15 protein-coding genes are annotated in these 13933 nt (G+C 68.9%); 2 read left to right on the forward strand and 13 right to left on the reverse strand.

Translation table 11 applies throughout. From position 1 onward, the window contains the following. Nucleotides 1-2: 2 nt before the first annotated feature. Both AC6JBM_RS20735 and AC6JBM_RS20740 read right to left on the reverse strand, forming a co-directional pair. Nucleotides 3-1172: an acetyl-CoA acetyltransferase gene (locus AC6JBM_RS20735; protein WP_497985221.1), complete on the reverse strand. Its 1170-nt coding sequence runs from the start codon at nucleotides 1170-1172 to the stop codon at nucleotides 3-5. A 95-nt stretch (nucleotides 1173-1267) separates the two neighbouring features. Continuing rightward, the gene (locus tag AC6JBM_RS20740) at nucleotides 1268-2878 is read right to left on the reverse strand and encodes a class I adenylate-forming enzyme family protein (RefSeq protein WP_497985222.1); all 1611 of its coding nucleotides are present in this window, start codon (nucleotides 2876-2878) and stop codon (nucleotides 1268-1270) included. Between the two features lie 223 nt (nucleotides 2879-3101). On the opposite strand from AC6JBM_RS20740, the gene AC6JBM_RS20745 reads away from it, so the two are divergent. After that, nucleotides 3102-4025, forward strand: coding sequence for an SDR family NAD(P)-dependent oxidoreductase (locus tag AC6JBM_RS20745; RefSeq protein ID WP_497985223.1), 924 nt, complete (start codon nucleotides 3102-3104; stop codon nucleotides 4023-4025). Between the two features lie 69 nt (nucleotides 4026-4094). Here the strand turns inward: AC6JBM_RS20745 and AC6JBM_RS20750 are convergent, their stop codons facing one another. The 11 genes from AC6JBM_RS20750 to AC6JBM_RS20800 form a co-directional block, all read right to left on the reverse strand. Continuing rightward, nucleotides 4095-4304, reverse strand: a complete 210-nt coding sequence (locus AC6JBM_RS20750) for a ferredoxin (protein WP_497985224.1) — start codon at nucleotides 4302-4304, stop codon at nucleotides 4095-4097. A 24-nt stretch (nucleotides 4305-4328) separates the two neighbouring features. Beyond that, nucleotides 4329-5270, reverse strand: a complete 942-nt coding sequence (locus tag AC6JBM_RS20755) for an MBL fold metallo-hydrolase (RefSeq protein ID WP_497985225.1) — start codon at nucleotides 5268-5270, stop codon at nucleotides 4329-4331. 137 nt (nucleotides 5271-5407) lie between these two features. Beyond that, complete coding sequence (locus AC6JBM_RS20760) at nucleotides 5408-6616, reverse strand: cytochrome P450 (protein WP_350624616.1); 1209 nt, start codon at nucleotides 6614-6616, stop codon at nucleotides 5408-5410. A 30-nt stretch (nucleotides 6617-6646) separates the two neighbouring features. Further along, a complete protein-coding gene (gene fdxA, locus AC6JBM_RS20765) occupies nucleotides 6647-6997 on the reverse strand; it encodes a ferredoxin (RefSeq protein WP_350624614.1) in 351 nt (116 codons plus the stop codon). A 15-nt stretch (nucleotides 6998-7012) separates the two neighbouring features. Next, on the reverse strand, nucleotides 7013-8371 hold the full coding sequence (locus tag AC6JBM_RS20770; protein WP_497985226.1) for an FAD-dependent oxidoreductase: 1359 nt from the start codon (nucleotides 8369-8371) through the stop codon (nucleotides 7013-7015). Nucleotides 8372-8444: 73 nt separating this feature from the next. Then, the gene (locus AC6JBM_RS20775) at nucleotides 8445-9380 is read right to left on the reverse strand and encodes a sugar phosphate isomerase/epimerase family protein (RefSeq protein WP_497985227.1); all 936 of its coding nucleotides are present in this window, start codon (nucleotides 9378-9380) and stop codon (nucleotides 8445-8447) included. After that, nucleotides 9331-10128 carry an HpcH/HpaI aldolase/citrate lyase family protein gene (locus AC6JBM_RS20780; protein ID WP_497985228.1) on the reverse strand — a complete coding sequence of 266 codons (798 nt, stop codon included), beginning with the start codon at nucleotides 10126-10128 and terminating at the stop codon, nucleotides 9331-9333. The genes AC6JBM_RS20775 and AC6JBM_RS20780 overlap by 50 nt, the downstream gene beginning before the upstream one ends. Next, nucleotides 10125-11234, reverse strand: coding sequence for an NAD-dependent epimerase/dehydratase family protein (locus tag AC6JBM_RS20785; RefSeq protein WP_497985229.1), 1110 nt, complete (start codon nucleotides 11232-11234; stop codon nucleotides 10125-10127). Before AC6JBM_RS20785 ends, AC6JBM_RS20780 begins: the two co-directional genes overlap by 4 nt. Nucleotides 11235-11244: 10 nt before the next feature. Further along, nucleotides 11245-11985, reverse strand: a complete 741-nt coding sequence (locus AC6JBM_RS20790; protein WP_497985230.1) for an FAS1-like dehydratase domain-containing protein — start codon at nucleotides 11983-11985, stop codon at nucleotides 11245-11247. A gap of 141 nt (nucleotides 11986-12126) precedes the next feature. Beyond that, the gene (locus AC6JBM_RS20795; protein ID WP_497985231.1) at nucleotides 12127-12600 is read right to left on the reverse strand and encodes a nuclear transport factor 2 family protein; all 474 of its coding nucleotides are present in this window, start codon (nucleotides 12598-12600) and stop codon (nucleotides 12127-12129) included. 5 nt (nucleotides 12601-12605) lie between these two features. Further along, complete coding sequence (locus AC6JBM_RS20800; protein ID WP_350624602.1) at nucleotides 12606-13184, reverse strand: hypothetical protein; 579 nt, start codon at nucleotides 13182-13184, stop codon at nucleotides 12606-12608. Between the two features lie 263 nt (nucleotides 13185-13447). Between AC6JBM_RS20800 and AC6JBM_RS20805 the strand changes: the two genes are divergently transcribed. Next, nucleotides 13448-13930, forward strand: coding sequence for a MarR family winged helix-turn-helix transcriptional regulator (locus AC6JBM_RS20805; protein WP_350624600.1), 483 nt, complete (start codon nucleotides 13448-13450; stop codon nucleotides 13928-13930). The last annotated feature ends 3 nt before the right edge of the window (nucleotides 13931-13933 follow it).

Below are 13933 nucleotides of genomic sequence, written 5' to 3' on the forward strand. Positions count from 1 at the left end.
TCTCACCTGTTCTTTCCGAGGATCGTGACCCCGATCGTCGAGAACCAACCACCGGACCCGGCGGCAAGCGCCACCTCGCAGTCCGGGACCTGCACCGCGCCGGCCTGCCCGCGGAGCTGCCGGACGGCCTCGATCAGCAGGAAGATGCCGCGAAGCCCTGGGTGACAGGCCGACAGGCCACCACCATCCGTGTTGATCGGCAACCGGCCCCCCAGACGCAGGTTGCCCTCCTCGGCGAACGGTCCCCCCTCGCCCGGCTTGCAGAAGCCGAGGCTCTCCAGCAGCAGGATGACCGTGATGGTGAAACTGTCGTAGAGCATGGCCATGTCTACGTCGTTGGGGCTCAACCCCGCCCGCGCGAACGCATCCGGCCCCGATCGCGTCCCGGCCGTCGTGGTCACGTCCGGCGCCTGGGAGATATTCCAGTGATTCTGACGGGCCGCCGTCCCCAAGATCGAGATGAACGGCTGCTTGAGGTCGCGAGCGCGCTCCTCGGTGGTCACGATGACCGCCCCACCGCCGTCGGTGACCGCGCAACAGTCGAAAAGATGCAGGGGATCGGCGATCATGCGCGAGTTCAGGACGTCATCGACCGTCAGCGGTTTGCGATAGATGGCCTGCGGATTGTGGGCGGCGTGCTCGCGGACCGCGACGGCGACACTCGCAAGCTGCTCCGGAGTGGTGCCGTACTCGTACATGTGGCGCTGAGCGGCCATCGCATACGCCGCGACGGTCGTCTTGCCGTAGGGCTCCTCGTAGGCCGCACCGCCGACCGGCTTGCGGCCGTATGCCGTACCAAGGCTTCGCCCCATCCGCGTGAGCAGGTCGCTGCCGTAGGTCAGCAGGATCGTGTTCGCCATGCCGGATCTGATCGCGGCCTCGGCGTGCTGTACCTGGAACTCGTAGGCCGATCCGCCGGTGTACGTGCCCTCGATCCATTGCGGATCGAGGCCGAGGTACTCCGCGGTCTCCGGCAGGTCCACGCCTGGGACACCAGGAATCCAGGCCTCAGCACACCCAAACCCGTCGATGTCATGCTTGCTGAGCCCGGAGTCGGCCAACGCTCGTTGCATGGCCTGGCCCTGATGCCCAAGCGCGTCGAGGTGGGGCGCCTTGGGACCGTCGGACAATCCGATGCCAGCGATGACCGGGGTTCGGTCAGGACGTGTCACAGGTCAGCTCCTCTTGTGGTTATGGAGTACGGCGGACGGGCGTGCCGCCGGCACGGATTCGGCACGCAGCCAACCGGCTCCACGGTCGTGACGCATCAGGGCAGGTTGCGCAGTTCGTGCTTCTGAACCTTTCCCGAGGCGGTCCGCGGCAGTTCCGGGAGCACGCGCCACAAGGTCGGGATCTTCTGCTTGGCGAGCTTGGCCTGATCCAGGTACGCCGCCATCTCGGCGTCGCCAGGCCACTCGCGGCCGGCAGCCAAGGTGACGAATGCTCCGACGACCTCACCGAGCCGCTCATCGGGCAGTCCGACGACGGCCGCCATCTCGATGGCGGCGTGCCGCTGGATGAACTCCTCGATGTCGCGCGCGGAGAACTTCTCGCCCGCGCGGTTGATGATGTCCTTGGTGCGACCCGTGATGCGCACACGGCCGTGCTCGTCGACCCGCCCGAGGTCGCCGGTGTAGAACCAGCCCTCGTCATCCATCTGCTCCCGGGTGAGTCCAGGATCGGTGTAGCCGATGAGAGCCTGCGGGCCGCGGATCCGCAGTTCGCCCTCCTCGCCCGGGGGGAGCAGCCGACGATCCGAGTCAACTGCCTGGATCTCGCTGCCGGGAACGACAGCACCGTCGTACTCGGCCCTGATGTCGAGCGGCTCGGTCGGCGCTACCCACGAGACTCCCCCACCGGTCTCAGTCATGCCGTAGCCGCGCAGCGCCGTAATCCCGACCTCCCCTGCCGCCCGGATCAGGTCGGGCGCGGTCGAGGCACCCCCGGACATGAAAACGGTGATGGGGTGCTCGGTCCCGATGCCTTCGCGATGAGCCGCGACCAGGTCGTGGAGGAAGACCGAGGCGGCGGTGGTGAAGGTGCAACGCTCGCGCTCGATGATGCGCGCCGCCTCGGCCCCGTTCCAGGTCGGCATCACGACGATCTTGGCGCCCATGGACGCCGGCCAGACGACGCCGGCGACGAAGCCAGCGAGGTGCGAGAGCGGCGAGGCGCAGAAGAACACATCGTTCGCGCCCAGCGACATCGTGTGGCGGATGCTGCGCGCGTTCGACACGAACCCCCGACCCGTGAGCTCAACTCCCTTCGGCGCCGAAGTCGTCCCTGACGTGTACAGCATCAGGCCGCACTTCTCGGGCTCGAGCGGGTCCGGGAGGGAGACCGGGGGCCGCGGGGCATCCCGCTGCGGGAAGGAGCGCCAGCCGGGACGCGCTTCGCTCAGGCCGACGCAGAAACGCGCCACCGGTCCCCACGACGCGCCATCGAGGATGCCGTCGAGCTCGTCGGCAGGACGCCGGCCCCGATTCTCGGCGATCGAGATCACCGCGCGTGGCTTGCAGTCGTTCACGATGTGTGCCATCTCGTGCTCGCGGTAGATCGGCACGACCGGCACGTTCACCGCACCGATGCGGAAGGCCGCCACCTGGCCCAGCAGCGCTTCGGCCAGGTTCGGCAGCTGGATGAGGACGCGGTCGCCACGGACGACCCCTGCTTCGACCAGGTGCGCGGCAAGCACATCGGCCCAGGCAGCGAACTCGCCGTAGGTCAGGCGAAGGTCGCCGATCACGAGGAACTCGCGATCCGGAGTGCGCTCGGCAACGTCGAACACCCACCACCCGAGGCGTTCGGACGTCCAGTACCCATGGTCGCGGTAGTAGGCCTCGCGGTCGGCCTTTGTCGTCGGCGCGGGAGTAGGCATGCTCATTCCTCTCGTCGCGAGGGGTGTGGGACGGCAGGGCGGTCTCGGTTACGAGGACATGACGCACGTCACTCATTAGTTAGCCATGTATAACATCGGCAATGACCTGGCGCAACGACCCGAGCGTCCCTTTACATGGCTAAGCAGATGTGTTTCAGTGCCGGTGACCCCACGCGGAGTACCCGCGGACTGAGCCGCGCGAGCACCGGGAAGAAGGACAGTCATGGATGAACTGAAGGGGAAGGTCGCCGTCGTCACCGGCGCCGGCCAGGGCATCGGACGCGCCGAGGCGAGGGCGCTCGCCCGGGCGGGCGCCCATGTGGTCGTGAACGACGTGGGTAAAACGCCGGACGGCCGGCCCGTCGCCGACGACGCCGTCGAGGAGATTCGCGCGGCCGGGGGGAGCGCCGAGCCCAACACGGACGACATCTCCACCTGGGACGGCGCCGAGCGGCTGATCAGCCAGGCTGTCAACGTGAACGGCAAGCTCGACGCCCTGGTCTGCAATGCCGGGATCATCCGGGATCGCACCATCGTCAACATCTCCGAGGCCGAGTGGGACGCGGTGATGGCCGTCCACCTCAAGGGGCACGCCGGCCCTCTGCACTTCGCGGCAGTGCATTGGAAGGCGCTGCACCAGGAGTCCGGGAAGCCGGTCGACGCAACGGTGGTGACGACCTCCTCGGAGGCCGGGCTCTACGGCAACTTCGGGCAGGTCAACTACTCGGCGGCCAAGGCCGGCATCGTCGCTCTCACCCAGGTCGCGGCGCGCGAGCTCGCACGCTACGGCGTGCGAGCCAATTCGATCTGCCCTCGCGCACGGACCGGCATGACAGAAGGCGTCGTGGAGGGCATGGAGCCGGCCGAGGGATCGGTCGACGAATGGGACCCCGAGAGCGTGGCCGCCCTGACGACCTTCCTCGGCTCGGAGTACTCCCGCGGGATCACGGGCCAGGTCTTCGTCGTCCACGGCCCGACCGTGTCCCGCATGCGGGAGTGGACGCCGGCGGACGAGATCACCGGCACCAAGGCACTGCGACTGGGTGACATCATCGCCCAGCGCGAACGGCTCGGCTCGGCCGAGGACACCATCCTCGTGGACTTCGCCGAGGCAAACGCGAGGTCGGGTCGCATGGCCCAGGCCTGACCGGGCTCAATCAGCTCGGCAAAACGGTGGCCGGCCCCTGGGGAACGGCCACCGTTGCTGTCACACCCGTCAGCCTCCGACGATGATGGCCGCGGCCGGGCACCCGGCCGCGGCCGCGACAGCCGCGTCGCGGTCGCCGGCGCTCACCCGATCCCGCAGGACGACCACGGCACCCTCGTCGTCCAGGTCGAAGACTGAGGGCGCCACGATGATGCAGTTCCCAGAACCTACGCAGACGTCCGCGTCCGCAGTGACGATGGCCTGGTCGTTCTCGGACATGTCTCTCCTCCTGCTGTAGGCCGGTCACCCGCTGTGCCGGTAACCGGGTTCCGGCGACCACAGCACTGGGGTCCCCGGTCGAACACGAACCCGGCGCTGCGATCGAAGCCGGACCAGGTGGGCCAGGGTTTCGGCCAGCGCCAGTCGCCTGCGCTGGCCGGTGGTCTCCTCCCACGAACGCGACCAGGTCAGCCGGCGTGCAACGTGCCAGACGGTGACCGCATCGTCGGCCTCGACGAGGACCGCCTCGATCTCGGCGAGTCGCGCCTCGTGGTGACGACGCATCGCCTCGACCCGCGCCGGCAGGTCCCGGAAGCGGTACTCGTGCCCGGGAAGCACCTCGACGTCCACATCCCCCGCCCAGTCCGCGACCTCGGTCAGCGACCGCAGGTACTCGTCCAGGGCATCGCGCCCGTCGCAGCTGTACGTGCCGATCGTCGGCGTGATGCGCGGAAGGACATGGTCCCCGGTCAGCACCACCCGATCCCCCGGCACGCGCAGGCACAGGTGACCCGGGGTGTGCCCGGGCGTCCAGAGCGCCTCGATTCGGCCTCCCGTCAGCCGGGCCACGTCCGCGGCGTCGAGCCGGTAGTCGGGCTCCAGGACCGAGATACGCCGCGAGTAAAACGGGTCGAACCGAAGTGCCGCACGCTCCGTCTCCGGTATGCCGCACTCGGCCGGCCACATCCAGTTGCGACGCTCGACGGCCCTCCCGTCGCGCAGCTGGTCGAGCAGGTCGGCGTCGGCACGGTGGACGCCGACCCAGCATCCCGACGCTTCCCGCACCCGGACGGCGAGACCATGGTGGTCGGTGTGGGCGTGAGTAACCACGACCCCCGTCACGTCGGCCAGGTCGAGGCCCGAGCGGGTGATGCCGTCCCGGAGCGCCTGCCAGCCCACGTCGGCCGGCCAGCCCGGGTCCACCATGACCAGCCCAGCGCGGGTCTCCACCACGTAACAGTTCACGTAGCGCAACGGACTGTCGGGCATCGGAACCGGGATCGACCAGATGCCGGCGCGGACCCGTTCCGCATCGGGGAGTTGGCGGGCGGCCCAAGCGGCGTGCTGCTCCGCGCTGGACGGCGCCGCGCCGGCAAGGGCGGTCAGGACGCCGTCTCCAGTGCGGGCTCGACCACGACGTTCAGGGGGCTGAACGAGCGCGGCATGTAGCCGCGGTAGGTCGCCGGCTCGGCGTCGCCGTCCCAGCGGAGGGAGGCGTAGCGCTTGAGCAGCTGCGAGATCACCTCGACTTCCTCGCCGCGGGAGAGGGCGGCACCGACGCAGTACCGTGGACCGACGTTGAACGCGACGTGCGTCTTGAGGTTGCGGCGATCGAGATCGACGGTCTCGGGGTCGTGGAACTGCCGCGGGTCACGGTTCGCGGCACCGTTGACCGGGTGGACCCGATCGCCCTTGCGGATCAAGTGGCCCGCCACCTCGACGTCCTGCGTTGCCACGCGCACCCGGAACTGCACCGGAGCGAGGTAGCGCAGCACCTCCTCGCCGAAGGCCACGATCTGACGCTCGTCCCCGCGGATCCGATCCTGGAGCTCGGGGTAGTTCAGCAGGGTGTAGATGGCGTTCTTGAGGAAGTGCGCGGTGGTGTCGGTGCCGGCGAAGAACAGCACTCGCGCCTGGGCGAGGATCTCCGCTTCGCCCCACTCCTCCAGCACGCCCTGCCCCTGCTCCCACAGCACCGAGATCAGGTCGTCGCGGGGCTCGTCCCGGCGGGCCCGGATGACCGGAAGGAGTACCTCGTTGAGGGAAGCAGCCGCGGCGGCGGCCTCGGCGTACGCCTCGTCGTCCTCGCCGAAGGTCTCCGTCCACCGGAACATCGTGGAGTTCCAGCGGCGGCACTTGGCCATCAGCTCCTCGTCGTGCCAGTCCAGGCCGAGGAGCGCGGCGATGACGTCGCTGGGGACGACCGAGGCGAACTCGGCGGCCAGGTCGATGTGCGTGCGACCCTCGATCGCGTCGAGCCGGGTGCTCACGAGTTCGGCGATGAAGTCCGTTCGGTACCTGCGGACCGTCACCGGCGTGAAGTGCTGCAGCAGGAAGTTGTGGACGGCGTGGTGCTGCTCTCCCTGGAGGAGCAGCACGCCCTTCGGCCCGCCGTAGACGTCCGCCGCACCCTTCAGCTCGAAGTACGGATGGGCGAAGACGTCCTCATTGAGCTGGATGTACCGGCACTCCTCGTAGCCGACGACGATCCAGGCGTTCATGCCCTCGTCCCAGTGCACGGGGCCGCGGGCGAGCCGATCGGCGAAGAAGGGGTACGGGTCTTGGTCGCGGGCTTCCTTCAGGCTCTTCATAGCGGGATCGGCCTCCAGGGGTGGATGGGATCAGGCGCCGCGCGACGACGCCGGGGAGCTTGACACCAGAGGGGTGTCGACGCCAGTGGGTCCGAGGTCGTTCGATCCGCCGGGGTGGCCCAACGCCTCGTCGCGACCCGGGAGGGGCTCCAGGAAGAAGCGGGCGTTGTCCTCGATGAACGCCGCCTGGCTCTCGGGGACGTCGTCGTGGTACTTGATTGCCGTGACCGGACAGACCGGCTCGCAGGCACCGCAGTCCACACACTCGTCGGGGTGGATGTACGCCTTGCGGGCGCCCTCGTAGATGCAGTCGACCGGGCAGACCTCGACGCAGCTGCGGTCGAGGACGTCGATGCAGTCGCCGTAGATGACGTAGGCCATGTGGATGCTGACTTCCTAGTGGGAGGAACGTGGTGATGTACGCCTGACGCCCGGCACGCCGACGCGACGCAGGGTTGCCCAGTCGGGAATCTTGGTGCGCGCGCGGCCGAGCACCTGACCGCGGCTCAGCTCCTCCGAGTCGATCGACAGCCAGCCGTCGTACGTGACCGGCCTGACGCCGCGCTCGGCGAGCACACGGTCGACCTCGTCGGGCGCGACACCGCGTGGCGGCCGGCCCTCCAGGTCGGCAAGGATGCTGACGACCGTGTCGGCGGCGCAGGCCCGGTTCGTCCCGACGACCCCGGACGGTCCACGCTTGACCCAACCGGCGACGTAGTGACCGTTGAGGGCCCGGCCGTCGGGGCCGAGTACCCGACCCGCGTCGTGCGGGACGCGGCCGAGGTCTTCGTCGAACGGCAGCGTGCCGACCGGCGTGCTGTGGTAGCCGACCGACCTGACGACCATGCCGGCCTTGAGTTCGGTGACCTCTCCGGTCGGAACCACCGCATCGTCGACCTCCCGCATCTTCTCCAGGCGTACGGCGGCGACGGCGCCACCCGCTTCGAGAAACTCGACCGGGCGGGACCAGAAGTGGAAATGCAGGGTCCGCTGACCATCCACCACCTCGCGCGTGGCGAGGTCAGCGAAGGCCTTGAGGTTCGCCGCCGTCATCGGGTCCTCCGACCCCGCAGGCAGCAGGCCCGCATCGAGCTTGGTGGCGACGTGGTCGAGCTCGAGCAGCTCGCGCAGTTCCTTCGCGGTGAACTTCGCGTGCTCAGGTCCGCGGCGGCAGACCAGGTGCACGTCGCGGACACTGCTGTCTGCGAGCCGGTCCAGGACATGCGGCGGCATGTCGGTCTGCGCCAGGTCCTCTGCCGACTTCGCCAACAGGCGCGCCACGTCCAGAGCGACGTTGCCGGCGCCGATCACGACAACCGACTCCGCGGCCAAGGGGAACGACTCCGCGGCCTGAGCATGGTCGGGGTGGCCGCTGTACCAGGCAACGAAGTCCGTGGCTGAGCAGACCCCGGCGAGGTCCTCACCCGGGATGGAGAGCCGGCGGCCGACGGAGGCGCCGGTTGCAAAGACCACGGCGTCGTAGAGCTCGCCGAGCTCGTCGGTCGTCACATCGACGCCGACGTGGACGTCGCCAAGGAACCGGACCTGAGGACGCTCGAGCACCTTCTGGAGCGCGACGATGATCGACTTGATCCTCGGGTGGTCGGGCGCGACGCCGTACCGGACGAGGCCATACGGCGTGGGCAGACGATCGTAGATGTCAACTGACACGTCGATGCGGCTGCGCACGAGGGCCTCGGCCGCATAGACGCCCGCCGGGCCCGACCCGACGACTGCGACACGGTAAGGGATCATCCGCTCCCACTCCCAACAATTACTTAGCCATGCAAACTTAACCTGGCGAAGCAATAGGCGTCAACGGTCACATTCAGGCCGGCCACACCGCCGACGCAACGACTGCACGCGTGCCTTCCGCCGCAAGTCGCGCCGCATCCGAGGTCGGCCGTTGCCAGAGCTCGTCGGAGTAGACCTCGATCGAGAACGGCGCATCGACTCCCGGCCGGTCGAGGGCCGCCACGAACGAACGCAGGTCGAAGTCACCGTCTCCCGGCAGGACTCGGTGGTGGACGGCGTCGACCATCCGGTCGGGGTTGACGGGCGGGATCGGCCCGTCGTTGAACTGCACCATAAACACCCGCCCGGCCGGCACCGTCCGCAGCAGCTCGAGGTCCGGCCGGCCACGGAAGAAGTGCCAGCTGTCGATGCACAGCCCGCCGTTGTCGCGGTTCGCGTCGGTCACGACGGCCAGCCCGGTCGCGAGGTCCGGGATTCTGCTGTACGGAACGAACTCCAACGCCACCCTCAGCCCGTGGCCGGCCGCCCGGTCGCACAGGCTCGCGAAGGCTTCGGCCACCTCCGGTCCGACCGGCCGGGCGTCGAAGGTGCCGACCGTCTGCGCGAACGGCACACCGAACGTGTCCGCCAGGTGGAATGCGATCCTCTCGATCTCCGGGTCGGCGTAGACCAGACCCGGACGGCTCGGGATGCCGGCCGGTCCCGGTACACCATGGAAACCGAACAGGACCTCCACCTCGTTGATCCGCACGTCCCATTCGGCAAGGACCGCGGCAAGGTCACGATCCTTCCATCCGTCCGCCACCAGGGCCTGGTAGTAGGGAATGGCGAGGCCGATCCCGTCGTACCCGGCCTGCCGGGCCGCGGCGACGCGGTCGGGGAACGAGGCGTTGCGTACGGTGCCCCAGGCCAGGACCAGCCGCGGGCCGTGAGCGAAGCTCGACGACGATGGCACCTGACTACTCCTCACGCTGACCGGCCCGTGCGAGGATCGCGCGGGCGCGTACACGTACGGGCGGATCCACGAGCTGGCCCTCGAAGCGCGCGACCGCACCGCCGGCCGCCAGGACCCCGTTGGCCCAGGCAAGCTCATCGGCGGTTGGACGGAGCGCCTCGTGCACGAGCGGCACCTGCCGGGGGTGCAGGCACAGCTTGCCGTGCAGCCCGATCTCGGCCGCCCGGCGGACGTCGGAGCGCACGGTTTCGTCGTCGTCGAGCGCGACGGTCACGCCGTCGACCGGCGAGGCGATCCCCGCCGCGGCGGAGGCGATCACGAGCTGCGTCCGGATCGCGAGCAGCAAATCCCAGGTCGGTTGCGCGCCGAGCGCTGCGGCGAGGTCGAGAGTCCCGAGGACGAGACGTGGGACCGCGGCGTGCCGGGCCAGCGCCCGGATCCCCTCGAGGGCATTGGGTGTCTCCACCAACGGCAGCACGGGTACGCCGAGCCGGTGGTGGACGTGGCCGATCTGGTCGGCGGTCTCAGCCTTCGCCAGCATGACGGCGACCAGTTTCGCGGTCCCGGCGAGCGCCGCGAGATCGGCCTGATGGTCGTCGATCTCGGCGCCGTTCACACGGACGACCGCCGGGGACCGGGCAAGCCATTGCCTGGTCGAGGCCCTGGCCGCGGGTCGGGCTTCTGGAGCGACCGCGTCCTCGAGGTCGATGACTACGAGGTCGGCGCCGGACCGCGCTGCCGATTCGAATCGGTCCGGACGGGAGCCCGGCACGAAGAGCAGAGAGCGCGCTGAGCCGATCATCCGGCGGAGCCGGTCAGATCGGGCAGCACCCGGCGCTCCACGAGCGTCCTCAGTGCGTCACGGAAGGTTACCTCGGTGTCGCAGACCCGGGTGTAGCCCGCCTGCTTGACCTTGACCGTGCTTACCAGCGCTGGTGGTGGCGTCGTCGTCAGGCCGTAGCCGAAGGTGTAGTCGGCGTACTGGTGGGACTGGCCGAGGACGTCAAGCAGCGAGAGTGGCCGAAGCCGGTGCTTGGCGACGATGTCCTCCCAGGCGCCGGCCAGGCGGGGAAGCTCCTCGGCCAGGCTCATCGGCCGGGGCTCCGCGCACGGCACTCCCATCGCGCCGGACAGGGCCGGCCAGAGCTCCTGCCAGGAGAACACCTCCCCGTTCGTCAGGTTGAAATGCTCGCCCCAGGCCGCCGGCGAGGTCGCCGCCCATACCAGCGCGCCCGCCACCACCCGCGCGTCCACGACCTGGCGGACCGGATGGATCGCGCCGCCCGGGAAGCCGAACGGGATTCCTGTCGCAGCACTGAGCGCGGCGAACGCACCGATCACCGGAGGCGTGCAGTAGGCAACGCCGTACGCCGGTCCGACGACCTGCACGGGCCGGAAGATGGTCCAGTCGAACGCGTGGCGATCGGCCAGCTCCCGGAGCAGGTCCTCCTGGTGCCAGTAGAAGTTCTCATGCGCGTCGCGTGGCGCCCGCTCCCGCGCCGGGATCGGGATCGGGTGCAGGTGGGCGCCATACGCCTTCGTTCCCTGCATCACGGTGACGTGCCGCAGCCCGCCGCCGGCGGTCAGCGGAGCGAGGACGTTCCCGAGCATTGCCCGGTTGGTCGCCATCTGCTCGGGGTCGGACCAGCCGGCGACGAGCTCCGGCTTCTCGTACGCCGCCGCGTAGACGAGATGGGTCGGCCGTGGATCAAGGGCAGCAACGGCGTCCCGGGTCGCGGCCTCATTCGTCAGGTCCACCGGAACGTGCTCGAACCGCACCGACCGGTCCACCTCGGGAGCGCGTCGCGAGAACGCGACCACGTGCCACCCTTCGGCGGCGAAGGCGGCGACCGCCGCGGTTCCTATGAGCCCGCTGGCACCAGCGACCAGCACTCGCCCAGCACTCATCATGTCTCCTTCACGCCGGTTGGAGGCCCAGCAGATCGGACTGGTCGGGTTCTGCAAGAGCGCCGGAGGCCGAGACCCCTCCCTCACCGGTAGCGACCTCGACGTCCGCCTGTCCCCCGTCGCCCGGACGGCGGGCCCAGATCGTCTGCGATCCGACCGCTGGCGCGAGCAGCCGGTAGGAAAAGACCTTGCCCAGCAGCTCGCATCCGCGCGTCCGGAGGTCCTCGGCCATCAAGACCGCCTGCAAGGGACCATGGATCACCAGATCGTCGAAGCCCTCGGTACGCGCGTGGTCGCGGTCGTAGTGGATCCGATGAGCGTTGTAGGTGAGCGCCGAGAACCGGAAGAGCATGACCGGGTCAACCCTGAGCGAGGTACCTCGGCCGGCTGCGCCAGAGTCTCCCGGCCCACCCGTGCACCCGATCAGCGGAGCCGAAGCCGGTCGCTCGGGCCGATAGACGATCTCGTGGTCGTCCCGCACCGCCAGCTCATCGTCCTGGACGTACTCGTGACGCACTGTGACGAAACGGAGGTGCCCGCTTCGACCCTCCCTCTCCCGCGAGGTGAGGATCCGGGAGGTTCGGGTGGCCTCCCGGCCGACGACGAGTGGCCTGCGGTGCCACACCCGGCCGCCGGCGAACATGCGACGTGCGCCGGCGGCCGGCGGTGTCGGCAGCCCGACCAGCGGGTGGCCGTCGGCCCCGATCAGATGCTGCGGAACGGCCTCAAGCAGCTGGGTGATGTGCCACATGGGTGGGACTCGCTCCGGCGACGCCGGCCGGACATCCAGGAGCCCGGCCAGCGCGTCGACGGGGTGGCGACCTATGACGTCCGTGCGGACCTGGACGTCCCCACGACCTTCGAGGTCCGATGATGCCATCGGGCCGGCGACTCAGAAGGGGGGAAGCAGTTCGACGTCCTGCGGAGCGCTCACGAAGTAGCGCTCGACCAGGCGTCGAGCAAGCTTCCAGGCGCCCGAGCGACGCTCGTAGACGTCGTGGTATGTGCAGCTGACCCAGCTGATCTGGCCGGACGGGTGCACGCACACCGCGATGGCGTCGCTGCGACCGATCGCACGATCAGGGTTCTCGAAGTGGGCCGTGTGGTTGGTGGTCCAGTGGTAGGTCTCCTTCCACACCTTGCCGATGACCTCCTGCGAACGACGGATCTCCTCCGTGCCGTGGAAGTCGCCGCGCCCGCCCGGGATCAGGTACTCGGCGTCGTCGTGCCAGATGCTCATGAACCGGTCGATATTGCGGCGGTCGGTGCCCTCGCAGTAGCCGGCGATGATGTCGGCGATCGCGGCCCGGCTCTCGATCTCGTCGATCCGCTCCTCGAGGGACCGACCCTGGATGCTGGCCGTCATGGCGCTCAGCCCTCGACCCGCGGCTTGGTCCGGAACTTGGCGGGGTAGTTGTCCGGCAGGTCCTCCTCGGCCAGCGGGACGATGTGGTGGTCCAGGACGTAGCGGTCCTCGCCGGTGGCCCTGTCGTCCTCGTTGAACTCCCAGAAGACGACGGTCCGGGCCGACAGCACGTAGAAAGGGCTCGCGGGCGAGCTGTCATCGACGAAGCCCATCTTCCGCGCGACCTCGGCGGTCAGGATCTGCCGGAAGGTGCCCTCGGTGACGATGTCGTAGTCGCCGACCACCACGCGGGTCTTCTTCGACTCGATGACATACGAGCCGTTGTTCACCATCTCGGTGTAGTTGGCGCGAACCTCGTCCAGGCCCTTCGGCCCGGTGTCACCCTTGACGTTGCCGAAGACGCCGTACTCGTGGTACTGCGGATCATCCGACAGCGTCGGCAGCACCATGTCCAGGTCCGCCAGCACCTCGCCCTTGGAGTGGGAGACGACCGTCTCGAGATGCTTGCGCTGCAGGGGCGTCTTGGCCTTGTGCATGTGATCCGCGAAGCTGGTGTAGGTCAGCTCCGGCCTGAAGTCCTTCACTATCTCTCCTCAGGGATACGAGACCATCATGTGACGGTCGCAACAATTTATCTAGCCATGTGAAGCAAAACTAATCGCTGGGTCAGGCATCTGCAAGGCTGTCCGGCGAACGAATGCACAGGTACGCGGACACTTCGACCAACCAGGAGCGCCCCGGCACGGCCGCGACACCCGGCCACCTGAGCACGTGGCGTCGGGAGGCCTGATAGGCGCATACTTAACCGGGCGAAATTAACCGGGTGAAGGCCCAGATCGGGGTAAGGATGACCACGACCACCAGCGACTCTGCCGGCGGCGTCAGGCACAAGCACGCCATCCGGCGCGAGGACCTGACCCGCCTGCGGATGACGCTTGGCCGCCTCGGACGCGTCCTGCGGCAGCAGAACGACGAAGGCCTGAGCTACGCCCTCATCTCACTGCTCTTCAACATCGGGCGCAGCCAGCCTGTCTCCGCCGGCGAGCTCGCAGCATCGGAGGGAGTCTCCCCGCCGTCGGTGACCCGATCGCTCAACCGCCTGATCGAGCTTGGCTACGTCTCACGCACCGCGGATCCCGCCGACCGCCGTGCCGCCCTGATCGAGCTGACGCCCAGCGGCCTCGAGGAGCGCGAGAAGGCGCTGAAGAGCCGCGAGCTCTGGCTCCAGGAGCACCTCGGACGACTCAACGACACGGAGCTGCACAGCCTGCTCGCCGCACTGCCTGCCCTTGAGCGGCTTTGCGATCCCGAGCTCCCGCGCCAGCCCTGAGGG

The organism is Dactylosporangium thailandense, from assembly GCF_059739745.1.